The sequence below is a fragment of the Calothrix sp. FACHB-168 genome (assembly GCF_963889195.1).
In the GTDB taxonomy this organism is placed as follows: Bacteria; Cyanobacteriota; Cyanobacteriia; order Cyanobacteriales; family Nostocaceae; genus Aulosira; species Aulosira anomala_A.
Window position 1 is genome coordinate 33,260 of record NZ_CAWPNJ010000014.1, and the last position, 25,298, is coordinate 58,557.

General features: G+C 41.8%; 26 protein-coding genes. 15 read left to right on the top strand and 11 right to left on the bottom strand.

From position 1 onward, the window contains the following. Nucleotides 1-15: 15 nt before the first annotated feature. From AACW45_RS07415 to AACW45_RS07425, 3 genes are all read right to left on the bottom strand, one after another. Nucleotides 16-219, bottom strand: a complete 204-nt coding sequence (locus tag AACW45_RS07415) for a high light inducible protein (protein WP_096644814.1) — start codon at nt 217-219, stop codon at nt 16-18. Nucleotides 220-273: 54 nt separating this feature from the next. Then, entirely contained in the window at nt 274-477 is a 204-nt protein-coding gene (locus AACW45_RS07420; protein WP_096644813.1) for a high light inducible protein, read from the bottom strand. A gap of 523 nt (nt 478-1,000) precedes the next feature. Beyond that, the gene (locus AACW45_RS07425; protein ID WP_190632429.1) at nt 1,001-2,638 is read right to left on the bottom strand and encodes a DUF6930 domain-containing protein; all 1,638 of its coding nucleotides are present in this window, start codon (nt 2,636-2,638) and stop codon (nt 1,001-1,003) included. A gap of 308 nt (nt 2,639-2,946) precedes the next feature. Here AACW45_RS07425 and AACW45_RS07430 point away from each other — a divergent pair, with 308 nt between their 5' ends. From AACW45_RS07430 to AACW45_RS07440, 3 genes are all read left to right on the top strand, one after another. Beyond that, nucleotides 2,947-3,303, top strand: a complete 357-nt coding sequence (locus AACW45_RS07430) for an iron-sulfur cluster assembly accessory protein (protein WP_190632430.1) — start codon at nt 2,947-2,949, stop codon at nt 3,301-3,303. A 130-nt stretch (nt 3,304-3,433) separates the two neighbouring features. After that, nucleotides 3,434-3,856: a tetratricopeptide repeat protein gene (locus AACW45_RS07435; RefSeq protein WP_096644809.1), complete on the top strand. Its 423-nt coding sequence runs from the start codon at nt 3,434-3,436 to the stop codon at nt 3,854-3,856. Between the two features lie 162 nt (nt 3,857-4,018). Continuing rightward, nucleotides 4,019-4,261 (top strand): hypothetical protein, encoded by a 243-nt coding sequence (locus AACW45_RS07440; RefSeq protein ID WP_190547453.1) that lies wholly within the window; start codon nt 4,019-4,021, stop codon nt 4,259-4,261. Between the two features lie 112 nt (nt 4,262-4,373). Here the strand turns inward: AACW45_RS07440 and thyD are convergent, their stop codons facing one another. After that, nucleotides 4,374-5,294 carry a thylakoid membrane protein ThyD gene (gene thyD / locus AACW45_RS07445; RefSeq protein ID WP_190632431.1) on the bottom strand — a complete coding sequence of 307 codons (921 nt, stop codon included), beginning with the start codon at nt 5,292-5,294 and terminating at the stop codon, nt 4,374-4,376. 192 nt (nt 5,295-5,486) lie between these two features. Between thyD and AACW45_RS07450 the strand changes: the two genes are divergently transcribed. Continuing rightward, nucleotides 5,487-5,834, top strand: coding sequence for a hypothetical protein (locus tag AACW45_RS07450; protein ID WP_096644806.1), 348 nt, complete (start codon nt 5,487-5,489; stop codon nt 5,832-5,834). Between the two features lie 165 nt (nt 5,835-5,999). Here AACW45_RS07450 and AACW45_RS07455 read toward each other — a convergent pair whose 3' ends face one another. From AACW45_RS07455 to AACW45_RS07475, 5 genes are all read right to left on the bottom strand, one after another. Beyond that, nucleotides 6,000-6,503 (bottom strand): FHA domain-containing protein, encoded by a 504-nt coding sequence (locus tag AACW45_RS07455; protein ID WP_096644805.1) that lies wholly within the window; start codon nt 6,501-6,503, stop codon nt 6,000-6,002. A gap of 215 nt (nt 6,504-6,718) precedes the next feature. Then, nucleotides 6,719-9,121 (bottom strand): heavy metal translocating P-type ATPase, encoded by a 2,403-nt coding sequence (locus AACW45_RS07460; RefSeq protein ID WP_190632432.1) that lies wholly within the window; start codon nt 9,119-9,121, stop codon nt 6,719-6,721. Nucleotides 9,122-9,223: 102 nt separating this feature from the next. Next, nucleotides 9,224-9,403, bottom strand: a complete 180-nt coding sequence (locus AACW45_RS07465) for a hypothetical protein (protein ID WP_190632433.1) — start codon at nt 9,401-9,403, stop codon at nt 9,224-9,226. Nucleotides 9,404-9,710: 307 nt separating this feature from the next. Beyond that, the gene (locus AACW45_RS07470; RefSeq protein WP_190632434.1) at nt 9,711-9,986 is read right to left on the bottom strand and encodes a TM2 domain-containing protein; all 276 of its coding nucleotides are present in this window, start codon (nt 9,984-9,986) and stop codon (nt 9,711-9,713) included. Between the two features lie 889 nt (nt 9,987-10,875). Then, a complete protein-coding gene (locus AACW45_RS07475; protein WP_190632435.1) occupies nt 10,876-12,450 on the bottom strand; it encodes a CPBP family intramembrane glutamic endopeptidase in 1,575 nt (524 codons plus the stop codon). 426 nt (nt 12,451-12,876) lie between these two features. Here AACW45_RS07475 and AACW45_RS07480 point away from each other — a divergent pair, with 426 nt between their 5' ends. After that, nucleotides 12,877-13,935 carry a PEP-CTERM sorting domain-containing protein gene (locus AACW45_RS07480; RefSeq protein WP_190632523.1) on the top strand — a complete coding sequence of 353 codons (1,059 nt, stop codon included), beginning with the start codon at nt 12,877-12,879 and terminating at the stop codon, nt 13,933-13,935. Nucleotides 13,936-14,070: 135 nt separating this feature from the next. Here the strand turns inward: AACW45_RS07480 and AACW45_RS07485 are convergent, their stop codons facing one another. After that, entirely contained in the window at nt 14,071-14,748 is a 678-nt protein-coding gene (locus tag AACW45_RS07485; protein ID WP_190632436.1) for an HAD family hydrolase, read from the bottom strand. 301 nt (nt 14,749-15,049) lie between these two features. Between AACW45_RS07485 and bchD the strand changes: the two genes are divergently transcribed. Beyond that, a complete protein-coding gene (bchD, locus tag AACW45_RS07490) occupies nt 15,050-17,083 on the top strand; it encodes a magnesium chelatase ATPase subunit D (protein ID WP_190632437.1) in 2,034 nt (677 codons plus the stop codon). Between the two features lie 110 nt (nt 17,084-17,193). On the opposite strand, the gene AACW45_RS07495 is transcribed toward bchD, so the two are convergent. Continuing rightward, nucleotides 17,194-17,979, bottom strand: a complete 786-nt coding sequence (locus tag AACW45_RS07495; RefSeq protein WP_190538435.1) for an RNA polymerase sigma factor SigF — start codon at nt 17,977-17,979, stop codon at nt 17,194-17,196. A gap of 578 nt (nt 17,980-18,557) precedes the next feature. Between AACW45_RS07495 and AACW45_RS07500 the strand changes: the two genes are divergently transcribed. The 9 genes from AACW45_RS07500 to AACW45_RS07540 all read left to right on the top strand — a co-directional run bounded on the left by AACW45_RS07500 (nt 18,558) and on the right by AACW45_RS07540 (nt 25,120). Then, on the top strand, nt 18,558-19,286 hold the full coding sequence (locus AACW45_RS07500) for a Bax inhibitor-1/YccA family protein (protein WP_190632438.1): 729 nt from the start codon (nt 18,558-18,560) through the stop codon (nt 19,284-19,286). 97 nt (nt 19,287-19,383) lie between these two features. Next, nucleotides 19,384-19,605, top strand: a complete 222-nt coding sequence (locus AACW45_RS07505; RefSeq protein WP_190632439.1) for a hypothetical protein — start codon at nt 19,384-19,386, stop codon at nt 19,603-19,605. Nucleotides 19,606-19,627: 22 nt separating this feature from the next. After that, the gene (locus AACW45_RS07510; RefSeq protein ID WP_313933768.1) at nt 19,628-20,635 is read left to right on the top strand and encodes a PCRF domain-containing protein; all 1,008 of its coding nucleotides are present in this window, start codon (nt 19,628-19,630) and stop codon (nt 20,633-20,635) included. 417 nt (nt 20,636-21,052) lie between these two features. Beyond that, nucleotides 21,053-22,175 (top strand): peptide chain release factor 2 gene (gene prfB / locus AACW45_RS07515; protein WP_190632441.1). Its coding sequence is split into 2 segments (ribosomal slippage): nt 21,053-21,124 and nt 21,126-22,175, totalling 1,122 coding nucleotides; the frame shifts between segments, so codons are not numbered across the junction. Between the two features lie 159 nt (nt 22,176-22,334). Continuing rightward, nucleotides 22,335-22,490: a DUF3285 domain-containing protein gene (locus AACW45_RS07520; protein ID WP_190538432.1), complete on the top strand. Its 156-nt coding sequence runs from the start codon at nt 22,335-22,337 to the stop codon at nt 22,488-22,490. A gap of 42 nt (nt 22,491-22,532) precedes the next feature. Continuing rightward, nucleotides 22,533-23,060 (top strand): rRNA maturation RNase YbeY, encoded by a 528-nt coding sequence (ybeY, locus tag AACW45_RS07525; protein ID WP_190632442.1) that lies wholly within the window; start codon nt 22,533-22,535, stop codon nt 23,058-23,060. A gap of 122 nt (nt 23,061-23,182) precedes the next feature. Continuing rightward, a complete protein-coding gene (locus AACW45_RS07530; RefSeq protein WP_190632443.1) occupies nt 23,183-23,638 on the top strand; it encodes a diacylglycerol kinase family protein in 456 nt (151 codons plus the stop codon). Between the two features lie 111 nt (nt 23,639-23,749). Then, entirely contained in the window at nt 23,750-24,349 is a 600-nt protein-coding gene (locus AACW45_RS07535) for an anthranilate synthase component II (protein WP_096644721.1), read from the top strand. A gap of 3 nt (nt 24,350-24,352) precedes the next feature. Then, nucleotides 24,353-25,120, top strand: a complete 768-nt coding sequence (locus AACW45_RS07540; RefSeq protein WP_190632444.1) for an MBL fold metallo-hydrolase — start codon at nt 24,353-24,355, stop codon at nt 25,118-25,120. The last annotated feature ends 178 nt before the right edge of the window (nt 25,121-25,298 follow it).

Here is a 25,298-nt window from a genome sequence, read left to right on the forward strand (position 1 = left end):
TAAGTGCAAATAGACTTAATAACTCATGAGGTGTAGTACATCGCGCAGGACGCTGTAGCCTGCTAAATCCCACAATAAATAAGCTAAAAAGCCAATAGCTGCAAGGCGACCATTCCAGATTTCTGCTTGTGGTGTCCAGCCAAACAGAAAAGCATTTCTATCTACACCGTTATATTCTGTAGCTACGGGTGGAACATTAGAAGAAGAACGAGTTTCCATTTTTTATCTCCTATTTTTGAGTACTAATTGCCCAGATTTTTGACTATTTAATTGTTAATAACCAATTAGATGCAGCACATCGCGCAGTACGCTATAACCTGCTAAATCCCACAATAAATATGCAAGAAAACCAATAGCTGCAAGGCGACCATTCCAGATTTCTGCTTGTGGTGTCCAGCCAAACAGAAAAGCATTTCTATCTACGCCGTTATATTCTGTAGCTACAGGTGGTAAATCACTGGAGGAGCGAGTTTCCATGTTTTCCCCTAAAATTTGTTTTCTGTTGTTTCTTGCTTTTAATGTAACGATTTATAAATGGATTGCTTTCTGTCTGTAGATACAAAGAATAGCAACTTCTTGTGGATGAAGATTAAGTCGTTAAGTGCTGAATATATCTACCTAAGGATGGTGATAAAAAACTAATTGTAAATAAATGTAACGGCGATAACCAAAAAGCGCGTATAAGCTATTTTGCTTTGGTTTCAGACATCAGGTCTAATAGAAAATTTGCCAAAATATCAGATTTATCTTTAATTTTTAGCTATATAAAGTGGGTAGGCATTGCCCAGTATTTATTTAGATGCAAAAGTAATTATTGCAATAATTAAGCTGAATTTCTGTATTATTGCCTGATAATTATTGTTCAGGTTTCTTGGAGAAACTTTTAATTGAAAATCTAAAATTATGTGGTGTACCCTCGCCAGCGAACACACCCTTGTATTTGAGCAAGAGTGCATTCATGGATAGTTAAATTAACTCGTAATCTCCCAGGGAGACACCACTATTCAAATTGCAGTTGAGGGACGAGTTGTAGAGTCCCTATACCTAAATCTTTGGGAGAAAGCGATCGCGCTTCAAATAAAGCCATCATATCCTTTAATTGAGGATTACCGCGAGAAGCACCTGTTAAGCCCTTGGCAATGATTAAACCACAGTAGCCTTTGGTATTCTTACAGCGCTGATTCCATTTTTTCCTTGCTTCTACATGGACGGGATCGTCATCTAAAAATTCCCCAAACAAGAACAACTCATCATTATGGGTTTGTAATAAACCTAAGTCGTAGTTATTACCATCAAAGGGATCTGCGCCTGGATTAAAGCAAATTGCTTGTAATCCCCCAGATGCTTCTAAATTTTCAATTACCGTCTTAGCTCTGGGTCGGGAAGTTTGAATTAAAATCACAGGTAAACCATCCCCTACTTGGGGAATTTCTCCCACAGGATGATAGCTAACGCCTTGACGCAAATATTCCAGCATTTCCCAAGAAACTACTCCCAAACTCAGGAAAGAATCATCGGGGATCAAATCATCCCGCAAAGAACGGAACATAGAGGAAGCTTCGTCCATATCCTCATCTTCATCAAAGCTAGCCATTTCCTCTAATTCTGCGGCTAACTCTGGCATGGTAGAAACAGTCACAGATACTGTTTTAGTAGCTTCCTGAGACTGGGGAAGGGTAATGCGATAGCGATGGTTAAGGCTGGGGAAGGAGTCTGCATATAGTTGGCGACGGTGATCCCGGATAAAGCGGTTCAGGCTTTCTAACGCCACAAACATGACTAATGCTTCTTCGTCATATAAAACCGATCGCAATCCTTCTAGGGGATGGATATTCCCAAAAGTCGGGTCAATTTCTGATAATGGTAAATCCGCTAAATCTTCGTCCTCGTCCTCAAATTCTTCTGTATCATCAGTCTGTTCAAAGGTAAGAAATAGACAATCTTGTTTGAGGAATGCTTCTTCTAAACGTCCTTGAGAATCTTCATCTTGTAACACCGCAGCGCGAAACTGCTTCAGTGATTCTTCGGAACGGTACAGTAAAATACCATACTCCATTCCCAACATTCCCATAATTGAAGCGTAGAGTTTACCAACATCCCATTTATTAATCTCTATACATAAGATTTGTTGTTCTTCTAAAAACTCCCAAGGAGAGGCTTGCCAAATGGCGAAAGCCTTTTCTTGCAAAGCTTGGGCAAATTGGGGCGGTAAATCGGGGATCTGACTATCGAGGATTTCGCCAAAAGAGCGGAATAGCTCGTCAATCAAAGGTAGTTCGGGTACGTAGTCAATCGCAATATCCAAGTCTTGCAATACACCACGTAGATAAAATTGGATTTCGCGATCGCGCACAACAATTCTTTGCGGTCGAGCCGGTTTAGCCGGACTATGAGGATGTTCCATTGCCCGCATGAGAGTGCGTACCACGGCTTCCGGCCCAGTATCCGGTGCAACTACGTCCATACCTCTGACAATACCTTGAGAGCCATCCACCCACAGAATGCAGTCCCCCTTAGACTCCTCATCTATGGGCTGGGTTTGCGATGATGACAACGGACGGCGATCGCCCTCCCACACAGAAGGAATTTGGGATAATTTCTTCAACCGACGACTGGTAGAGCGATTAAAACTTGTCATAGAGTAAATTAATTAAAAGAAGCAATAACCTCATCAATTTTTGGGAACGGCTAGCCTCGGATCAACTTTTCGAGAGCTAAACAAAGAAGATTGGTTGCGATTTTTCTACCCACAAGGCTGAATCTCCCAAAATAGCGCATCTCTAAACGCACCGAATCCCTCAATTCTAGAATAAAAATATCTAGCCGCTTTTAGCGGAGTCTTTACAATTTGCCAATTAGAGACATCAATGTCGCTAGAATGGATACAAAAACACACAATATAACCCCAGGGTACTGGTTAAACCTCTTAAGGAGTTGAAACAGCAGATGACACAAGCAACTCAGCCACAACAACGCGGAATTCAGTTAAGCGAAGCCGCATTACGCCAGGTAAAAGCCCTCCGTGACAAGCAAAGTCAAGATTTATGCTTGCGCGTCGGCGTTAGACAAGGCGGCTGCTCTGGGATGTCTTACATGATGGATTTTGAAGACAGCAGCAAGATTACCGAGCACGACGATATTTTTGATTACGACGGCTTTAAAATTGTTTGCGATCGCAAAAGCCTATTATACCTCTATGGCTTAATGCTAGATTACAGCGATGCCATGATTGGTGGTGGCTTCCAATTTACTAACCCCAACGCCAACCAAACCTGTGGTTGTGGCAAGTCATTTGGCGTTTAGTTAATAGTCTAAAGTCAATAGTCCCAAGTTCACAGGCCAAAATTTAGTCAGCCTGCACTCTTGACTCTTGGTCATTGACCATTGACTATTGACTATTGACCCTTGACTGTTGACCATTGACAACTGACCAATGACTAACTCCGTTGAATCCCTATTTGATACAGGTTTAGAACGCTATAAAGCTGGAGAAAGCGCTGCTACTTTAATTCCCGTATTTAAAGAAATTTGCGATCGCGCTCCTAAAAGCAGTTCTGCTTGGACTTGTTTAGCTTGGTTGTATCTGCTGGAAAACAAAGGTAACCTCGCCTATAAAGCCGCTTTAAAAGCAGTCAAGCTCAATCCCCAAGACCCACAAGCTAGAATTAACCTGGCTATAGCTATGCTAGAAACTAAGCAAAAAGGCCTACGGGAGCATGTTGATTTTGCCCAACAGTTAATCTTTGTTAACAAAGAATGGGAAGAAGAAGTCAAACACAGCATTGAAGATGGTTTATCGAGGAAACCAGATTGGCAAAGTTTGACAAAAGTTAAAGGCTGGCTGTTTGATAATTAGGGTTATGGGGTATGGGGCATTGGGCATTGAAACAATTTTGGATTTTGGATTTTGGATTTTAGATTGGAATCCAAAATCGCAAATCTAAAATCTAAAATTCCTTGTCTCCCTAGTCCCTAGCCCCTAGCCCCTAGCTTCTAGCCTCTAATTCCCTATTCCCCTATGAAAGAGAAATTATTAAACTGGCTAAACCTGATTTTAGTCGCAGATGTATTTCTGGTTTTCTTTGGCTTTGGGTGGTTTGCGATCGCAGTTGTTGGTGATGCTTCTGGGATCAATCTCGGATTAGATTTGTGGCATCAACTCTGGCAGCCTTTATTTAACCCAGCCATTGGTATTCTCATGGGCGGCGCAATTCTTAGCGGTGTTATCAGTTGGATTTCCCGCAAATTCCCAGCAAATTAATTCCCCCTACGGAAAATTTAAAATCAACTCATGGGAATGCATCTGGCTCAAAAAGCCAATGCCCAATGCCCAATGCCCAATGCCCAATGCCCAATGCCCAATGCCCCATGCCCTATTCCAAAATCTGTGATAACGCAGCCCGCAAATTAGGATATTGATATTCAAAGCCAGATGCTATAGTGCGTTTGGGAAGAACTTCTTGCCCTTCTAACACTACTGTTGCCCCATCTCCTAAGAGTGCTTCCAAAGCAAAAGCAGGAACCGGCAACCAAGAAGGGCGATGCATGATTTGCCCCATAGTTTGAGTTAAATCTGCCATCCGTACCGGATTTGGTGCAGTAGCGTTATATACACCCTCTAATGCTGGATTTGTTAAAGCTTGGATAATTAAATTAACTACATCATCTAAGTGAATCCACGAGAACCACTGCCGCCCGCTCCCGATGGGGCCTCCGGCAAATAGTTTGAAGGGGGTAATCATTTTTGCCAAAGCGCCACCCATTCCCAAAACAATACCTAAACGCAAAATTACCAAGCGGACATTAGCATCTTTAACTTTATTTGCTTCTGCTTCCCAAGCTTGACAGACTTCAGCCAAAAAATCATTTCCTGACTGGCTAGTTTCGTCAAAGGTAGCAGTTTCACTAGTACCGTAGAAACCAATAGCTGAAGCGTTGACTAACACCTTTGGTTGAGGGTTAGCCTTAACTATTGCTTCCACAATTTTTTGTGTACCTAGTTGCCGGCTATTAAGAATTTTCTGTTTTTGTTCTGCTGTCCAGCGTTCCTCAGCAATCGGTTCGCCAGCAAGGTTAACAACACCATCACAACCTGCAATGGCCTCTTGCCAAGAACCCGATCCAGTAGGTTGATAAACAGCTATTTCTAGATTAGGAAAAGCTGTGGCGGGAAAAAGCTTTTGGGCAAAACTAGCATTACGTGTTAACACCAACACAGTATGACCTTCCCGATGCAGCCGTTGTACTAAACGACTTCCGACAAATCCTGTTGCTCCAGCAATTGCGACTTTCATTCTGCACTCCACTGCCAAAGTCTTATTTTAAAGTTTTTTATCAAATTTTCTGACTGCACCCCCTGCTTTTTGGATAAAAGAGATTTGGCTAGAGAATTTCCCCTAGATTTCTTTAATGAATTTATAAAGACTTGGAGTTTACATAGTTCGGTATTATAGGATGGACGGAGTGTTGCAAGGCGTGGGGCTATTATGGCTCGCTATACCTGTTCATTTATTGTTTCTGTTCCGATTGAGCATCTTCAACCTTTGCTTGTAGATCTGCTACGAGACTTAGAATTAGATGTTCAGTACTACAATGCCGATTACATTATGGCGCGTGAGATTCCTGGTATTGTTCCTTATACCAAGTTTGTGAAGGTGGAAGTACTGATTGATAAATCAACAGCCACAGAAACAGAAACTAGATTGAGTATTGTGGTTAAAAATGAGGAATTGCCACTCCAACTAGATAATCACTGCCGACAAGTATTTGAATATGTTAAACAGGCGATTGAACACAGTCGCCATTGGCATCTCATAGAAAGTTTGGCTGGCTAACTTTTAGTGTTTTTCGTTTCGGCGTCCGTTGCTGCTAGCTTCATGACAAAGCTAGCTTAAGCAACATATCAAAACACCTGACAAATCAGCAAGAGTTGAGGAACACTTACTTGAGATTTTGATATTGCTTAAGCAAGAGAGTGGAAGTTAATAATATTGTGGTTGTTAAATTTCTTCCATATCCTCAGTCATCCCAGGATTGATGAGTGTAATATCATACTCGCTAGCATCTGTTTGCCCCGATCGCTGAGAGTTACGTAGCAAGTAATAAATGGCACGTACCTGAGGCCCGAAGATAATTTCATCTTCATTTCTCAAATCGTGAGATGGAATTTTGCGTCCGTTAATCATTAGACCGTTAGAACTGAGCTTGCCTTTAGCATCACCATCTACTATTCGGTAATAAAAGCTGTGACTATTGTGTTCTCTTGGCAATCTTACCAATGTTGCATGGCGACGAGAGACGAACTGGGAGACCAAGCGGATATTGCAATCGCGGTCTCTACCAATAGAGTAGACTGGGTTTTCTAGAGTAAATTCCTTACGACCTTGATCGTCTTCAATAATTAGAAGATGACTTTCATTGGTTTCTGCTGCCATTGATGCATCGCTGCTAACATTGGTTGAACTGTGACTTACCAAGAATTGTTGAATATAGTTTCCTGCCATTCTCACTTATTACAGCTTATGGTACTGCTTTAATCAGCATTAAATTGGATGCTGTCTGTTAAAAAGTAGAATTGGACGGTTCTACTTTTGTTAGTTTAACTTTAGTCAAATTCTCAACTAGCTTCAGTAGATGCATAACTCCTGATTCTGATTTTAATTTGTCCAATCAGTATAGAAGCGAAATTAAGTTGAGAATGTTACCTCAAAAGAGGTTTTTACGGTCGATGAGCTAAACGCCGTAATAAAACTGAGTTACTGACAACACTAACTGAGCTAAAGGCCATTAATGCGGCGGCACCAGATGGGCTAAGTATGAAACCCAAACTAGGTAACAACACACCTGCTGCTAAGGGAATACCAATTGTATTATATGCAAAAGCCCAGAATAAATTCTGGCGAATTTTGTTGAATGTAGCACGACTGAGGTAAATAGATTCTACAACATCGCTCAAGCGATCGCGCATCAAGACAATGGCGGCGGTTTCCATAGCCACATCTGTACCGGAGTATAAAGCAATTCCCACATCGGCTTGAGATAAAGCTGGTGCATCATTAATGCCATCACCAACCATTGCCACAACTGATGCCGATTGGGTTTGTAATTCTTGAATAGCGGCGGCTTTTTTACTGGGGGGAACGCCAGCTAGAATATCAGCGCTATCTAATCCTAACTGTTGACCGATCGCACTGGCCGCTTCTAGGCGATCGCCACTGAGCAACATTACCCGCAAACCCATCTGTCGCAATTTATCTACTGTAGCTTTGGCATCTAATCTCAGGGTATCGCTAACAGCTATAATTCCCGCTAAAGTTCCGCCCACCGCTACACAAACAACTGTTTTTCCATCTGTGGCTAACTGCTGACTTAACTTTTGTGCAGCGTCGCTAATGACAATTCCGTGCCAACTTAACCATTCCCAATTACCCAGGAGGACTGTTTTACCTGCAACTACAGCCGATACTCCTAGCCCTGGTTCGGTATGAAAATCTTTGGCTTCGGGAATCGCTAACTGTTGATTTTGGGCTGCTTGCTGAATCGCTTTGGCGAGGGGGTGGTATGTGCCGCTTTCTACTGCTGCTGCTAACTGTAACAGAGATGCGCCTGACTCTATCTCCATTGGCAGACAATCTGTGACTGTAGGATTACCAGTAGTCAAAGTGCCAGTTTTATCAAAAACTACCGTATTTAACTGATGTACCCGTTCGAGAACATCACCGCCTTTAATTAATAAACCCCGTTCTGCACCTAAGCCAGTACCCACCAGAATCGCTGTAGGCGTCGCTAACCCCAAAGCACAGGGACAAGCAACTACCATAACAGCGATCGCTAATTTTAAACTAATCAACAATGGTGGATAGTGAATTGGTACTGTATTGTGATGGGTAGTCGGCAGGTGAGTCATTTCCATGCTGCTAGACATGGTAATCTCTGGCCAGATATGGGTACCCCAAAAGAACCAAAAGATAAAAGTTAATACAGCGGCTGTTAATACCCCGTAGGTAAAGTAACCAGCAACCGTATCTGCTAATTTTTGTACGGGGGCTTTACGGGTTTGAGCATCTTCCACCAGGGCGACAATATGGGCTAAAGTGGTATCGCTACCAGTACGAGTTGCTTGGATGGCGATCGCGCCTGTTTGATTTAGCGTCCCTGCTGTTACCATATCCCCTGGTTGCTTAATTACGGGTACAACTTCCCCTGTCAGCATTGACTCATCCACCGTGGTTTGTCCGCAGCGCACTTCACCATCAACAGGGATTTTATCACCAGGCAAAATTTGTAACCATTCGCCCACGCGCACCTGTTCGGCGGGAATCTCCACGCTAGGCGACACAATTACCCGATCTGATTCTTGTCCAATTTTCTCTGGATTGGCAATCAACCGTGCAACTTGCGGCTGTAGTGCTAATAATTGCCGAAATGCGGCGGCGGCTTTACCTCTCGCTTGTTGTTCTAGAGTTCTTCCCAACAGAATAAACCCCAGCATCATTACAGGTTCATCAAAGAAGCACTCCCAACCCATTTGCGGGAACAGTAGCGCCACCAAACTAGCCGTATAGGCTGTTAAAGTTCCCAACCCCACCAGGGTATTCATATTTGGCGCATTGCGTCGCCAACCTAGCCAACCATCAACTAAAATCGGGCGACCAGGAAATAGTATGGTTAAAGTTGCCAGTCCACAATGTAACCAGATGTCATTTAATAATGGCAATGTCAAGCCTGCCATACTACTAATATGTCCAATTCCCGACAAAATTAGCAGTATTGCTGCAACCAGCAATTGCTGTACAGAAGATTGCATTTCGCGGCGCTGTCTTGCTTGTAAATCTTCTCTGGTAAATATAGATCCTGCGGCTGTGCGCGGTTGAGAGGGGAAGCCATTGACAGTTAAATGCGTTGCCAATTGTTCTGCATTAATTGTGCCAGCTTCTGCTTCTACAACTGCTACCTCTGTCGCCAAGTTCACACAAGCACTCTTAACTCCTGGCTGTTGAGTGAGTTGTGATTCTACTGCTTTCACACATCCAGCACACTTCATACCCCCAACATCCAGAATAATTTTCTCAGTTGTGGGGATTGGTTCTAGCTGGAGTTGAGTTTCCGGAACAAGTTGCATGGCAAGGTTTAGTTAGATTCGCTTCAAATTAGACGCCATAATCAAAGCGCCCTAATTTCAGGGTAGGCGAAATCTGCAACTAAGACTGTATGTCAAACAGATTTAACGACGACTCCAGCGCGGCTGAGAAACATACACTAGCACTGCTAGTTGAATGGGGAGAACAGCTATAAAGCTTTTTAAGAAATAATTAATTTCTAAACTAGACATAGCTGAGAAATATCCTATACCTAGTAATAAAAATAAAACCAAGGTCAACTTGTGACGTTTGAGCGTTAACATATCAGTAATTCGTAACTTCTGATTATAAAAAATCACCAATGACTAATGACCGAATTTTAGATTTTAAATTTTGGATTTTGGATTGAAGATTTAAACTTGAAAATTTAACAAGGTGACAAGCCTCCGAATTTATTCGGATAATAAATCTAAAATCTAAAATTTATGATAAGCCCCTGACTTGATGCATGGGGTAAATCTAAAATCTAAAATCCAAAATCCAAAATTGTTTTACAAGCCCCTGACTTGATGCATGAAGTCAATCTAAAATCTAAAATCTAAAATCCAAAATTGTTTGACCAATGACAATTTAAAACCAACCTTGCTTATTAACACAGTAAGTATCAACAAATTGTTTTGGTGATTTGTTTAAATAAATCATGCCTTCAATTAAACCCACGAGTTGCATAATTAAAAATGTAAATCCGTAGGTAAAAGTTCCACCCACTACAGAAATTACCAGCATGATAAAACCTTCGGAATAATATCCTAAGGTAAATTTATGCACTCCAAATCCGCCAAAAATAATGCCACAGTAAGCAGCCATGAGTTGCCGATTTTTTTGACTGGAGTTGAGATTTGCCATATTAATTCTTGTTCCTTGATAAATTAAGTGTAATTTTTCCTGATTATTTCAGAAAAAAGTAAATATATTTACGTACTCAATATATTTTTACTTTCTCAAAGAAAAAGTAATGCTTTGAGAAATAGCGACAACCAAAAACCTACGATTACCCTAGTAAACGCCGGAAAAATTACACAAATGAGATGATTTAATATCGCCTGTAACTATAGATGGCGACGCTCGATGTCCGCAATAATCATTAGTCATTACAGCATAGTAGATTTGTCAATTACTCAGTGAAACTTTTCTCTTGAGGAGAATTCACTGTTGATAATCAGCAAATACTCTTATGCTGGAATAACCCTTTCTACAAGGCTATGAGTTTGATGTCCGGACTGTTTTAGAGATAGCTACGATGATAATGACATCTGTTTTGAACAGTACCAATATAGGCATTGTTCAACAGGATAGAAACAGATTAGCACTGCTAAAGCTCAAAATAGTAGCACTTTCATCAATCCTATCAATTGTAGCTATTTAATTTCCTCATTATTCCTGTTCAGAAAAACTGGTGAAAGAATTTACCTTGTGAGACAGGCAAAGATTACTTAGACTAAATCAAAAGCTGAGGTTTAGCTATAGTAATCCTAAATTATGGGTGAAATATTACACGTAGAGTTGTTAAATGTTAACCATTGACAGTCAACAGTCAAAACCGATATTTTTCACAGATGAAATAGGATTGCTATATTTATATTCTCAGTATTAATGAGTGAGTTTTAACACCCGCATTAAATTTGCAGATAGTACTGACTCATATTTATTTCTATGTTTAATCAGTGAATTGTTGCCATATATGCAGATAAAAGCAAAAATTTTCAGTACATGGCAACCGTAATAATACTGAAAATTAATTGCCACTACCAAGGATAAATAAACTCAGTAATGTGCCGCTATTCCAAAGACTGTGTAATAGCATGGGAGCCAGTAAGTTACGCGATCGCGTATAGACTACTCCCAACACGATCCCCAAGGCGGTCAGTGGTAAAATTTCTGACAAGCTCAAATGAGCAGCAGCAAATAGCAGGCTACTAATGAGAATAGCTGACCACACAGGTAAGAAACGAGTCAGGGAAGGTAATAAAAAGCCGCGAAAGAGAATTTCTTCAAAAAATGGAGCTGCGATCGCAGCTGTGACAAAAAATAAGCCTAGCGCCACCGAATCTTGGCTTTCTAGCGCCAGTTGTAGTAAGGGATTACTACCACCTTGTCCTTGCCATAGTTGCTGATTAATCAACGACACCACCACAACTATTGGTAAAGCGGCGCAATAACCGCCAAATCCCCACAAAAACCAATTACCTCGGAAATTAAAGTTAAACCAAAATTCTGGTAAGGGGAAAAAGCGCTTGATCGATACGTACAGTACTAATAACGCTCCCAAGGCTACCAACACATAACGTACCAAAACAGAGAAAGCTTGAAAGCGGACATTACCACCCGCAAATTCGATCGGAAGTAGAGAGAATAACAGGGGGATAAACACCTGTCCCATTAAGAAAAAGCCGATGACAAACACCTGTAAAATGACTTCACCACCCCAAGGTGTTGACCAAGGTAGATCGGCATTTTGCGCTAGTAAGGCGGACTTTCCTTTTACCAAGCGCTGCGCCAACACAGTAATTAGCAGTACCAGACCCACCAAAGCTGTTAAGGTAGGAACAATGCCAATTACCGCTAACTTAACTACAGCTTGGGTAGCCGCTTGTTGTTGTGCAGCTTTTACTGTTGATAGTGCTTCTGTTCGTTGTTGAAGTTCATAGAGTTGCACTAACGCCTGCGAACGAAACCAACCATCTAAATTCTTTTGTATCAGTTCCTGCGCATTCGGTAACAGGCGTGGGGGATTGCTCCACAAACCAATCAACGCCGCCGATGTTTGTGAAAATTCCGGACTATTTTGTGAACGTTGCTGCAAATCAGTCCAAGTTGAGATTGCTGCTTCTGTCTTTCCTGGTGCAGCTTGTAAAATTCCCAAACGTAAATCTAATTCAGCCAATAATTTTTGTAGCTGGTTAATAGACTGCTGTAACTGCTGTTCCTGTTGATTAGAGGGACTTTCTCCAGGACGAGTTGCGGGTAAGGGTTTAGCCGGTGCAGGTGGAGTATTTGCTGAAGAACGCAGTTTTGCTAGTTGATTTTTGGCTTTATCCAAATTGGTTTGCACCGATTGCTGCGCTTGTTGATATTGCTGGGCAGCATTTTCTAGGGGTTTATCGCCCAGTATGGCATCCTTCACCCCCGAAAAATTCTCCTCTGAACTATCCTCTGGTTCCCAAGCTTGGGCTTGTAGCGCCAGATTTGTTTGATAAAGTTCTAGGCGACTTTGAAATTGAGGTTCTTGCCAACTGCTGAATAAAGACAAGCCGGACAAAACTAACGAGATCAGCGTCAGCCCAATTAAACCCAACCGTTTGATGCTCATCTACCTTCCCTTGATTAACCAGTTTAGAAGCTCATGCCCCTTGGGAATTATCGCAAGAAAAAGCAGGTGGTGGGTAGATTTGGGGATCGGTAATTTATAAGGATTTTCAAAAGTAGATTTATTTCTCAGTGTTTATTCGTAATTTGTCCTGAGTTGATTTGGCGATCGCTTCCTCAGACTTGCAAGGGCTTCATTAAAAGTTAGCACTTAAGTAAGCTATATAAAGATTGTATAAAAAACGTATCAATTTATCTTAGTAATGATAACTTGTAGAATACATTGGTAATTCCCAAGAGCAAGGCTATATAAAGACTTTAAATTATACTGTCGGAGTAATTACTAGAAATGTTAGGGTTATTTTTTTTACATAAAGTGTGGGATGTAAGCTGCAAAAAAAATCTACGATTACCAAAATTAGGAATAATTATGGGAAAAATAGGTTTAATAGCTCTATCTGATGTAATTTTCTTGACTACTATTGCAAGCGATCGCGCTTCTGCAACCAGAATCAGTCTGATTAATCCCAGTGAGTCTATTTGTGTCAAAGGTCAGGATGCTTGCATCAAGAAAATTGGCAGTGACACCCTCAAAAACTTAGATGAAGTCAATACATTTTTGCAAATTGAACCTTCAAGCAACTCGGCTACAAAACAAGGCTATAACACAGATTCATTTGTAGTTAAATTAGATACACGTAAAAAATCCCAAGTGTCCCGTTCATTAAAGTTAAGTGATGTACCCATCGTCAATATAGGTGGTACAGACTACCGGGAGTTTATCTTAACTATTAATGAAACAAACCAGACAGTTAAAACCAATAGCAATCAAGAGACAGCAAAGATTGTCTTAGAACAGTTGCAAGTGTTTTTAGGGAATTCTCCCGATCTGACGAGTTATCCCACCTTCAAAGGTCGTGCTACCAAAAGGTTCGACCTCGATCCAAATACAGTTGAGCTAGAAGATATCAACGCGGATAAAGAGATTGGTAGCCATGATTACTTTGTCTATATCAACAACAGCTTTTTTGTAGACAATCAAAAAGGTGACAAAGATCAGCAATATGTTTATTTATTCTCCAAATTTAATAATGCCAGTACTGGAATAGAGTCTTGGTCTGTCCGCAAGTTAAAAAAATCGCGGATATTACCAGTTGCAGCAGCCGGTGGCGCTGGTGGCGGTGCCGGGGGTATATTAGGTGTCCTTCCCTTCGCCGGACTTTTATCACTGCTTGGTGGTGGTAGTGGTGGTAGTGGCGGTATTGGTGGTATTGGCGGTGGTGGTGACACCAGCAATTCTGCTTACAATCCAATTGTGAATAACGTCAAAAAGGAAGCCTTCATTCCAGAGTTACCCAGGCCACAAGGGAGAGGGCCCGCAACAGATGTACCTGAACCCTCAACAGTGCTAGGTTCTTTGATTGGGATTGGTTTATTAGCCAAAGGAAAGTCTGTATTCAGCCGCAAGAAGGACAGGAAGGAGAATTAGGGACTGGGGGAGCAGGGAGCAGGGAGCAGGGGGACAAGGAATTTTAGATTTTAGATTTGCGATTTTGGATTCCAATCTAAAATCCAAAATCCAAAATCCAAAATTGTTTCAATGCCCCATGCCCCATGCCCCATACTAAGAAATAGTACTAAAATCTTGTTCGCTCATCGAGTTGAGTAATGTCCAGAGTTGCAGATTTGTAAAATCGGGGATGGCGATAAAAGCGCCAACTTCTAGCAGCACTTTGGGATCGTGAGTAGAAGCTATACCAATGGTGCGGATACCAGCAGCTACAGCAGAACGAATTCCAGAGGGGGAATCTTCTAGCGCGATCGCATCTTGGGCTTGAATCCCCAACTGATTTAAGGCAACCTGGTAAGGTGTGGGGTCTGGTTTACCTGCTATACAGTCTTCAGCTAAAACAACTGTCTGAAATGCTTCTTTAATGCCCAAAACCTCAAGCATAAATTCAGCATTCAATCTCGGAGCATTGGTAACTAAAGCACGTTTTAGCTGATGTGCTTCTGTCCAGGCGATTAACTCTGCAAATCCATTCAAAGGTTGGAGATTTGCCGCCATTTCCCGGAATAGCGCTTCTTTCTCATCTGCAAATACTTGTCCTTCTGCCGATGATAATTGCGGTAATATGTCTTTGACAATTTCTGGGTTCAGTCGCCCACTAATGCGAGATTTATAAAACGCTTCATCAATTTCTATGCCATAACTAGCCAGCTTTTGCTGCCAAGCTAGGTAATGTATCGGGTCGGTGTTGACAATAGTACCGTCTAGGTCAAAGAGAATAGCAGCTAGCATGGCTGAAGATTTTATGTAAATAAATGTTACTTTACTGACATTCTAGTTTACATTGTTCTTCGCCTAAAGGTCGCTGACGAATCAGTAGTTACAGCATATTTCAGGTAGATAAGCGCTTCGGGGCATGGCAGTGCCAGTGCCCCTACAATCAACGATCGTTTCTACCTCACCAACTGGCAATCTGCTGTATGTTGACCAATGACCAATGACCAATGACTAATGACCAATGACTAATGACTATATTTTAAATGTGCCAGAAGCTTGATATGCTAAAAGCCGAGACTAGCTATATTGCCAAACCATGCCTGCGCCTACTATCAATCCTCAAATCACTTCCTTCCCTCTGACAGCCGTAGTCGGACAAGAAGCGATTAAATTAGCTTTGCTATTAGCTGCTGTCGATCCGGGATTAGGTGGAGTAGCGATCGCAGGTCGTCGCGGTACGGCAAAATCTGTGATGGCACGGGCTATTCACGCCCTACTACCACCTATTGAAGTTGTCAAGGACTCGATTAGCAACTGCGATCCCAATCAACCCCAAGAATGGGATGACTTACTTTTAGCAGAATACGCAGATAAAGATATTCAAGATGTCCCTACTGCCATTATCCCTGCACCGTTCGTACAAATTCCGCTTGGCGTGACAGAAGACAGGCTTCTCGGTTCTGTGGATGTAGAACAATCAGTCAAGCAAGGAGATACAATATTTCAGCCGGGATTACTCGCCAGCGCCAACCGAGGGGTGCTGTATGTGGATGAAATCAACTTACTTGATGACCAAATCAGCAATCAACTGCTTTCTGTTTTATCGGAAGGACGTAACCAAATTGAACGGGAAGGAATTAGCTTTCAGCATCAGTGCAAGCCGTTGTTTATTGCTACCTACAACCCAGAAGAAGGAGCGTTAAGAGAGCATTTACTCGATAGAATTGCGATCGCATTATCAGCAGACGGAGTTCTGGGCTTAGATCAAAGAGTACAAGCAGTGGAACAAGCGATCGCTTATTCGCTATCTCCCCAAGAATTCCTCGCCCAATACAACGAAGACTTAGACGGGCTAAAAACTCAAATTATTCTGGCGCGGGAATGGCTGAAAGATGTCATCATTACCCACGATCAAATTGCATATTTAGTCAATGAAGCACTTCGTGGCGGCGTTCAAGGACACCGCGCCGAGTTATTTGCTGTGCGCGTGGCTAAAGCCGCCGCCGCCTTAGATGGACGCAACACCGTCAACGCCGACGACTTGCGCCGCGCTGTGGAATTGGTAATTGTTCCCCGCGCTACAGTCGTGCAGACACAGCCACCAGAACAAGCACCGCCACCACCACCACCGCCACCCCCACCACCAGAAAGTCAAGACGAATCCGAACAAGAAGAACAGGAAGAAGAAGAACAGGAACCAGAGGAACAAGAACAACAAGAACCACCCAGCATCCCCGAAGAATTTGTCTTCGATCCAGAAGGGGTGATTCTCGATGATAGTGTGCTTTATTTTACACAGATGGCAAAAAGGCAAGGTAAATCTGGTAGCCGCAGTATTATCTTCTCGGAAGATAGAGGGCGCTACATTAAGCCGATGTTGCCTAAAGGTAAGGTGAGACGCATCGCCGTAGATGCCACATTAAGAGCGGCTGCTCCGTATCAAAAAGCACGTAGAGAAAGACACCCAGGACGCAAAGTCATCGTTGAACAAGGAGACATTCGCGCCAAGCGTTTAGTCCGCAAAGCTGGGGCGTTGGTAGTGTTTGTGGTAGATGCTTCTGGCTCAATGGCGCTTAACCGGATGCAGTCAGCTAAAGGTGCAGTCATGCAACTGTTAACCGAAGCATATCAAAACCGCGACCAAATCGCCTTAATTCCTTTCCGGGGCGAACAAGCAGAGGTTTTACTCCCTCCCACTCGTTCTATTGCCTTAGCGCGCAACCGTTTGGAAAGATTACCTTGTGGTGGCGGTTCACCCTTAGCCCATGGTTTAACCCAAGCTGTACGCATTGGGTTAAATGCTCAAATGAGTGGCGATATTGGTCAAGTTGTGGTTGTAGCCATCACCGATGGCCGGGGTAATATACCCTTAGCCCGTTCCTTAGGCGAACCGCAGGAACCAGGAGAAAAGCCAGACATCAAAAGCGAATTATTAGAAATTGCGGCGAGAATTCGCGCTTTGGGAATACAGCTGTTAGTAATTGATACGGAGAGTAAATTTGTCTCTACAGGCTTTGCTAAAGAATTAGCGCAAACAGCCGGAGGTAAATACTATCATCTGCCTAAGGCGACCGATAAAGCTATTGCGGCTATGACCAAAGGAGCGATCGCTGATTTAAAATCTAGGTAATTAATTATTTTTGGGTCAACAGTCAACACTTCGACAAGCTCAGTGCGGCGCAGTCAACAGTCAACAGTCAACAACTAATAAATTTTGAACTATAGACTTGAGACTATTGACTATGACCCACTAGCTACAGCTTGAGGTTGCAAATAGCTAATCAAATCTTGAATACCTTTTTGCAGATATCGCGTTACAGTCATCGGACTTGTACCGATATTTTTCGCCGCATCTTTGCGAGAAAGTTCTTTCAAAAAGACTAACTCAACAGCCATCCGGGGCTTTTCTTCTAATAAATTGATTGCACCTTGGAGTTGTTGACGTTCTTCTTCTTGTTGCTGAAGTGCGTTAGAACGAGGACAAGGTAAAGCTTCACCTAAAGTAATTTGGCAATCAACATAGTGAACAGCCGTAGCATCTAAACTTAAAGGCATCCGGTTTTGGGCGGCTAATTTAGTTTCTTGCCATTCTTGCACAGATACGCGCAATTCACGGGCAATTTCTGTGTCTTTGGGTGGGCGTCCCAAAGCGATAGCCAAGTCCTTGCGTACCTTTTGCCCTTCATTATATAGTTCTTGCCAACGCCGGGGAATTTTTAATAGAGTACTGCGATCGCGTAAAAAGTGCAGCATCTCTCCACGAATATATGGTACAGCGAAAGAACTAAACGCATATCCTTGACTGGGATCAAAACGTTCAATAGCTCTGATTAAACCAAAATAACCGATCTGTTCTAAATCTTCATAAGGTTCATTACATTGATGGCTAAATTTATGAGCCATCTTCCGCACTAAACCAGTATGTAGCTGCACAAGTTGATTACGCAGTTTAATAGAGGGATTCTGGTGGTATAAGTGTAATAACTCTATACCATCTATTCGCACAGAGGACTCACTTGCTGCCATATAAAAATTCCTTTGTTGTAACTCCTTTTCCTAAAAAAATGGAGTTGCGTATATTGTTATCAAAGCTGTCATTATTTTCCTTAGTCACCGTTGAATAAACCATCGTCGTTATACTGAACTTATCAGGGTCTCGCAGGGATTGTTCAGTATTTCTACGCATGATTTTTTATGATTAACCCTGATTTTTTATCATCGTTTAGTGCAGATGACTTCTGTTTGATCAACCAGGATTCGCATTATTCATGGTCTTTTATCTGCTGGCAGAGAAATTATCTATTACTACAGAAAAATCTAGTAATTACACTACAGACATCTATCACAATCAGCAACAGATCAATTTCCCCTAGAGTTACATATTTTTATGTGTCAGCAAGACCCAAGAATATGCTGTCAGTAGAAACAAGACTGTAAAATCTTTGGGTTTTATAAATGAGCAATTTTCAGCACAGAACCCTTGATTTATTTGACTGCTACATTCACAAACATGATTTATCCCGGTTGGCTGAGTGGTGATTAGTTCAGAATATTGGTAAAAATGGAAGTATACAGGACGTTTCTCAGTAAAACAAGTTTTCCACATGAGCAACACCAGCAATTTTCGCGATGCTATCCGCGAGGCTAGAACTCAAGCCCTCGTAGGGCCTAATGTTATAGCTAATGCCCTACCCTATGTAGGTGGCGGTCTTGTACTTACCGCACTAGGAACCTACGGCGGTTTAGGAGTGATCCGCAATCATCCAGAACTGTTTTTCCCCACCTTTATTGGTGCAGTCATCGTTGAGTTAATTCTGTTCTTTGTCGCCCAAAATGTCGCCGAAAAAGGCAATAAAGGTCTAGCACTTCCTTTACTGGCTACCTACAGCCTTTTATCTGGATATACTCTCAGTGGCTTAGTCTTTGTCGCTTTGAGAACCCAAGGTGTTGGTATTCAAGGTATTGGCATAGCCGCCCTTGGTTGTGGCGTTACCTTTATTGTTGCCCGTCAAATTGGTTCCAATCTCTCGGAACAAGACGGGATGGCTTTGACAAAAACTATCTCTCTCGGCATCATTGCCTTGGTAGTTGTCTGTTTGACTCAATTTGTCTTTGCCTTATTCGGTGTCTACACGCCAACTTGGTTAGAAATCGCCATTTCCGGGTTGGGAGTATTTCTGTTTGCTGGCGCATCTGTGGTTGATTTCTATATCTTGCCACGTACTTATCGCAACGATCAGTACCTACCAGCAGCTTTATCTATGTACCTCACCTACATCAACCTATTCATCTTTATTTTGCGGCTATTAATTGCCCTCAATAGCCGCGATTAAATATCCGTAGGCACGAGATAAAAGTAAAGTTTTGTAAAAATTACCGTGGTCTAGCCTCAGCAGCCACGGTTTTTTCATGGGATGAGTAGATGAAATTATGTCATACCAATTTGAAAAAAAGAATGCGACAGATGGTAGGGGCATGGCAATGCCATGCCCTCTAGAATATATTGATGTGCCGCAACAGCTATTTAAATTGGTACAATATAATATTATTCATTGGTCAGTTATGGGCAAAATTATGCTGGAATTTGCCGGAATCAAACAGGAAGTAGAAAGATTAGCAAATATCTTGGGCAAAGCTGAGGATTGTCTTTGACCAAACACAACTAATTGCCAGAATTCAAGAATTAGAAACAATAATTGCTCAGTCTAATTTTTGGCTAAATCCAGCACCAGCTTATCAAATACTTCAAGACATAGAATACTTGATATTTTCCAGACAGGAAAAATATCAAAATTGGTGTGCTGTTCTTGAAGATATAAAAGCGGCTGTAGAACTTTTACAAGCTTCAACTGATGAGCAATTATGGCAAGAAACTCAATTGAATTTGAAGCATCTTAAAAAAGAACTAGAAATAGTCCAAATACAAAAGTTACTATCTCACCCTTACGACCAAATGGGTGCATTAGTCACCATTACGGCTGAAATTGCTGGTGCAGATGCTCAAGATTGGGCATATTTATTAATGAAGTTGTACTGGAATTGGGGCAGAAATCACAATTACCAAGTTAATTTAGTAGAAATAATTGATGGGGATAGTGCAGGAATTAACTTTGCTACCTTAGAAATTACCGGACGTTATGCATACGGATTTCTTAAATCAGAAACGGGTATACATAAATTACAAAGGATATCGCCCTTTCAGACTAACGGCAATTTACAGACAATTTTAGCTAGGGTAGAAGTCATACCAGTATGCGATGCAGCGATTAATTGGGAAATTCCCGAACATGATTTAAAAATAACTCAATGGCGTTGGCATGGTAAAAATCTTAAACGCTCACAACCTTGGGTAAAAGTATGTCATATTCCTACAGGAATTACTGTTTTTTGTGACCAAGAACGCAGTCAAATGCAAAACCAAACAAAAGCTTTAGGGCTTATTAAAAGTAAGCTATGGTTTTTAATGCAATCCCAAAGCGTTCAAGATATTGCCAAAATTGAAACTAGCAGCATAAAATCTCTATCTACAAAGCCCATTCGTGAATATATCTTGCATCCCGAAAATCGGGTGAAAGATTTGCGTACTAATGTAGAAACTACATCGGTGACAGAGGTGTTAAATGGTGAGATTAATTTTTTGATCGAGGCTTATTTACAACAGCAATCCATGACTCATAGTTAATTTGTGAATATCACTCTGTACAGGTTTACAAAACCTAGGTAAAAATTACCAAAAACCTTAATTTAATGAACCGCCTTAGCGTAGCGTCTCGCAGAGAAGACGCCAATTACGCCAAGAATTTGTGGATTGTGCTTAAATCCCATTTTATTATTTCTTCCCTGTTTACTGTTACCTATAGCCATCCTAAATCATTTGTGAAATTTACAAACTCTCAGTTGTTTTCTCTTACCCTTGGCGTACTTGGCGTACTTGGCGGTTCATTAAAAAAATATTTTCATAACTCAGATAGGATTGCTATATATAACTTAGACAAGTAAGACGATTGAATTTGCTCAACAACAGCTAAAATCAATAAAGCAAATAGAATTGAGAGCAAGTTCTTAACAATTAGACACGCTCTATCGTTAAGTAAGCAATATGGATGTTTTAGAACTCAAACGCGAAATCGAAACGTTGGCTTATCGCCTGGGTAAAACCCAGGACTATCTTTGACGTACCTGCACTGACAGCCAAAATTCAAGATTTAGAACAAATATCTGCTCAACCAGAATTTTGGAACGACCAAACGACAGCCCAAGAAACATTACAAGAACTCAACGACCTTAAAGCCCACCTCCAGCAGTATCATCAATGGCAATCTAACCTAGAAGATACGAAAGCTGTGGTTGAGTTATTAGAGTTAGAAACTGATGAAAGTCTGCTAACTGAAGCGGAATCTACCATTACTAAACTCAACCACGAACTCGATCAGTGGGAGTTACAACAATTACTTTCCGGCACTTACGATGATAAAGGGGCAGTACTGACAATTAACGCCGGTGCGGGTGGTACGGATGCTCAAGACTGGGCGTTTATGTTGATGCGAATGTATACACGTTGGGCAGAAGCTCACGGATATAAGGTGACTTTAGCAGAAGAGTCAGAAGGCGATGAAGCCGGAATTAAATCGGCAACTTTGGAAATTACCGGTCGTTATGCCTATGGCTATTTGCGATCGGAAACTGGTACTCATCGTTTAGTGCGAATTTCCCCATTCAACGCCAACGGTAAACGCCAAACTAGTTTCGCCGGGGTGGAAGTGATGCCCCAAATAGATAGTTCTGTGCATCTCGACATTCCCGAAAAGGATTTAGAAATTACTACATCCCGTTCTGGTGGTAAAGGTGGACAAAACGTCAACAAAGTCGAAACAGCCGTGCGGATTGTGCATCTTCCCACTGGTTTAGCTGTGCGTTGTACAGAAGAGCGATCGCAGCTGCAAAATAAAGAGAAAGCCCTCACCCGTCTCAAAGCCAAGCTGTTAGTCATCGCCCAAGAACAACGCGCCCAAGAAATCGCCCAAATTCGCGGTGATATGGTCGAAGCTTCTTGGGGTAACCAAATCCGTAACTATGTATTTCACCCCTACCAAATGGTCAAGGATTTGCGTACCAACACAGAAACCACAGCCATTACCGATGTCATGAACGGCGACCTTGACGCCTTCATCCAAGCCTATCTGCGACAAGAAAATCAACTGGTGGAAAGTACGCCAGCTTAGGGGATAGGGAAGGAGGACAAGGAGGACAAGGGAAGGGGGACAAGGGGGACAAGGAGGATAATTGTACAGACGCGATTCATCGCGTCTCTGACAAATGACTAATGACCATTGACGATAACTGTTACATTTATATATAAAAGAGTTTGTTATCGAATCATCATGAGCAGTTCTCCGTCAAAGGAAGCTCAACCGAGCTACGTTAAACTCGCCATGCGCAACATGGTGCGTAAAGGTGGTACTTCTGTTAAGCATTTTGTGCTTACTACTGTGGGACTTTTAGCTCTCTTCGTAGGTCTTGCTTACCTAACTCGCTGAACTTAAACCTAAACCTCGAGTTACTAGGAGACTTTGTAGCTAGTGCAAGTTGAACTAGATGTACAAGATTACTTTTATGAATCGTTCCCAGAAACAACAAAAAATTTTGGGACTAATGATAACCGCATTGCTGTGGAAACTTGGGAAGACTGGTTTAATAACTGGTTAGAAATACTTCACCCTTATCTTCCCTCAGCACCAGGTTATGAAATCGGGTTGCGGTTCACGGATGATGTAGAAATTCAGTCACTTAATTCCCAATATCGTCACCAGGACAAACCTACAGATGTATTAGCTTTTGCTGCTTTAGAGGTGGACAGTCCTCAAAATGAGGAAATGTTTGCCTCTATACCTTTATATCTAGGGGATATTGTGGTATCTGTAGATACTGCACAGCGTCAAGCCCAACAGCAGGAGCATAGTTTGCAAACTGAATTGGCCTGGCTTGTGGCTCATGGTTTGCTGCACTTATTAGGCTGGGATCATCCTGATGAGGAAAGTTTAGTAAGAATGTTAAAACAGCAGGTAATATTGCTGAGACAAATAGGTATCTCTATTGACATAGAATAACCTCTATTATTATTCTTTGCTGCTCCTAAAACTTCCGGATAAAATTGCCTAAACCTAAATTAAGCTCTTAAAATCGGCAACACCAACAACTGTATCTACTTGATGTGAGGATCTTGAAGCCTATGTCCCAAAAAGTTTCGCCACCACCCACTAATAACCGCATACCAACACTGGTGACTAAAGAAAGAGAATTTTCTTGGCAAGTAGCGACTAATTTATTTATTAGTTTTAAGTATGCTTGGGCGGGAATTAGCTATGGTTTTAAAACTCAACGCAATTTTCGCATTCATGTAGGCGTTTGTGCTGTAGCGATCGCTCTTAGCGTCATTTTACATTTATCATCGGTGGAAATCGCCATTATTGCGATAACTAGTGGTTTAGTTTTAACTTTAGAACTACTAAATACAGCTTTAGAATCACTAGTTGATTTAACAGTGAAGCAAACTTACCACGAGCTAGCCAAAATTGCGAAAGATTGTGCAGCCGGTGCTGTACTGGTCTCAGCTTTAGTATCGCTTTTGGTAGGTAGTATACTTATACTGCCGCCTTTGGCAACTTTAATTATCTCAGCTTTTTAAGTAAGATTGCTAAGTTTGCTTATTTTCATTCGATAATTGATGACGTTTACAGCTCCCATCTGGTGACAATTAAACAAAATAATCAAATAATCTGACCAGGAGTTATTAGCTGTGATTATAGTCATCGACAATTACGACAGTTTTACTTATAATATAGTCCAATATCTTGGAGAGCTTGCCGCAGAATTTCCTGTAGCAGCAGATATTCGAGTTTTTCGCAACGATAAAATATCTGTAGACGAAATTAAAGCTTTAAATCCTGAATTTGTCGTCATTTCTCCCGGACCTGGTCGTCCAGAAGATGCGGGAATCAGTTTAGAGTTAATTGAACAGCTAGGTTCTAGTTTGCCAATTTTGGGTGTCTGTTTAGGACATCAAAGCATTGGTCAGGTATTCGGTGGTAAAATCGTTTCTGCTCCTGAATTGATGCATGGCAAAACTTCTCAGGTGTCTCATACTGGGGTGGGAGTTTTCCAGGGATTAGAAAATCCTTTAACTGCTACCAGATATCACAGTCTGGTGATTGACCGCGAGACTTGCCCCGATGTGTTGGAAATTACTGCTTGGGTTGAGGATGGTACGATTATGGGAGTACGCCATCGGAACTATCCTCATATTCAAGGCGTCCAGTTTCATCCAGAGAGTGTTTTGACATCTTCAGGTAAGCAGTTGCTGCGAAACTTTCTGGAACAATTACAGTCGAGAGCGTAATTAATGAAACGACGACAGTTGATAGGCTATGCTGGGGCGGGTTTGGCAACAGCTTTTTTTACTACCTTAAGTTCTGAATTTCCATCCCAGGCCCAATCTAGCGGCTTATCAGTTCAGTGGTTGGGTCATACCTGCTTTCTGTTGACGGGTAGCGGGGTGAAGATTCTCGTCAATCCCTTTCGGACTGTCGGCTGTACTGCTGGATATCGTCCGCCAAAGGTTGCAGCAGATTTAGTGATGATTAGCAGTCAACTGCTGGATGAAGGTGCTGTAGACGGACTCCCCGGAAAGCCGAAACTAATCTATGAACCAGGGGTTTACGAATTCCAAGGAATTAAGTTTCAAGGAATTGGTATAGACCACGATCGCAAAGGTGGTAAACAATTTGGTATTAATACTGCTTGGAGTTGGAAACAAGGCGGAATTAATATTCTACATTTAGGCGGCGCAGCTGCACCAATTTCGGTTGAGCAAAAAATTCTGATGGGTCGTCCTGATATCGCCTTTATTCCTGTGGGCGGTAGTGCTAAAGCTTATAATGCTCAAGAAGCCAAGCAAGCAGTAGAAATTTTAAATCCGAGATTGATTGTTCCTACCCATTATCGTACACAGGCAGCAGATGCGACTAAGTGTGATATTTCGCCGGTGGATGATTTTCTGAATTTGATGCAGGGTGTGACTGTACGTCGGGGTACTAGTGACAGTATTAGTATTAGCTCTGGAAGCTTACCAGAAAATAGCGTAATTCAAATTTTGAGTTACAAATTTTAAAGTGAACATAATTTGTAAGGGCGGGGAAACCCCGCCCCTACGATGTGGGATAATTGATTTGGTAGAATTACCTTGATCCTGAGTTGTGTTCCGGCTCAGAATGAAACTTTTAGGTAGAGATGGTATTGTGGCTTAACTCTACTCAACTTGGCTTTGTGCGATCGCTAATATTGCGTTA

Bases quoted from the DNA above. Each gene is read 5' to 3' on its own strand.
- AACW45_RS07450 (WP_096644806.1), top strand. From the start codon at position 5,487: ATGGCTCGCTATACCTGTTCATTTATTGTTTCTGTTCCGATTGAGCAT.
- AACW45_RS07500 (WP_190632438.1), top strand. From the start codon at position 18,558: ATGAGCAACACCAGCAATTTTCGCGATGCTATCCGCGAGGCTAGAACT.
- AACW45_RS07430 (WP_190632430.1), top strand. From the start codon at position 2,947: ATGACACAAGCAACTCAGCCACAACAACGCGGAATTCAGTTAAGCGAA.
- thyD (WP_190632431.1), bottom strand. From the start codon at position 5,294: ATGAAAGTCGCAATTGCTGGAGCAACAGGATTTGTCGGAAGTCGTTTA.
- AACW45_RS07495 (WP_190538435.1), bottom strand. From the start codon at position 17,979: ATGGCAGCAAGTGAGTCCTCTGTGCGAATAGATGGTATAGAGTTATTA.
- AACW45_RS07455 (WP_096644805.1), bottom strand. From the start codon at position 6,503: ATGGCAGGAAACTATATTCAACAATTCTTGGTAAGTCACAGTTCAACC.
- AACW45_RS07435 (WP_096644809.1), top strand. From the start codon at position 3,434: ATGACTAACTCCGTTGAATCCCTATTTGATACAGGTTTAGAACGCTAT.
- AACW45_RS07485 (WP_190632436.1), bottom strand. From the start codon at position 14,748: ATGCTAGCTGCTATTCTCTTTGACCTAGACGGTACTATTGTCAACACC.
- bchD (WP_190632437.1), top strand. From the start codon at position 15,050: ATGCCTGCGCCTACTATCAATCCTCAAATCACTTCCTTCCCTCTGACA.
- AACW45_RS07480 (WP_190632523.1), top strand. From the start codon at position 12,877: ATGGGAAAAATAGGTTTAATAGCTCTATCTGATGTAATTTTCTTGACT.
- AACW45_RS07540 (WP_190632444.1), top strand. From the start codon at position 24,353: ATGAAACGACGACAGTTGATAGGCTATGCTGGGGCGGGTTTGGCAACA.
- AACW45_RS07505 (WP_190632439.1), top strand. From the start codon at position 19,384: ATGTCATACCAATTTGAAAAAAAGAATGCGACAGATGGTAGGGGCATG.
- AACW45_RS07440 (WP_190547453.1), top strand. From the start codon at position 4,019: ATGAAAGAGAAATTATTAAACTGGCTAAACCTGATTTTAGTCGCAGAT.
- AACW45_RS07530 (WP_190632443.1), top strand. From the start codon at position 23,183: ATGTCCCAAAAAGTTTCGCCACCACCCACTAATAACCGCATACCAACA.
- AACW45_RS07420 (WP_096644813.1), bottom strand. From the start codon at position 477: ATGGAAACTCGCTCCTCCAGTGATTTACCACCTGTAGCTACAGAATAT.
- AACW45_RS07475 (WP_190632435.1), bottom strand. From the start codon at position 12,450: ATGAGCATCAAACGGTTGGGTTTAATTGGGCTGACGCTGATCTCGTTA.
- AACW45_RS07425 (WP_190632429.1), bottom strand. From the start codon at position 2,638: ATGACAAGTTTTAATCGCTCTACCAGTCGTCGGTTGAAGAAATTATCC.
- AACW45_RS07520 (WP_190538432.1), top strand. From the start codon at position 22,335: ATGAGCAGTTCTCCGTCAAAGGAAGCTCAACCGAGCTACGTTAAACTC.
- AACW45_RS07415 (WP_096644814.1), bottom strand. From the start codon at position 219: ATGGAAACTCGTTCTTCTTCTAATGTTCCACCCGTAGCTACAGAATAT.
- AACW45_RS07465 (WP_190632433.1), bottom strand. From the start codon at position 9,403: ATGTTAACGCTCAAACGTCACAAGTTGACCTTGGTTTTATTTTTATTA.
- AACW45_RS07470 (WP_190632434.1), bottom strand. From the start codon at position 9,986: ATGGCAAATCTCAACTCCAGTCAAAAAAATCGGCAACTCATGGCTGCT.
- AACW45_RS07460 (WP_190632432.1), bottom strand. From the start codon at position 9,121: ATGCAACTTGTTCCGGAAACTCAACTCCAGCTAGAACCAATCCCCACA.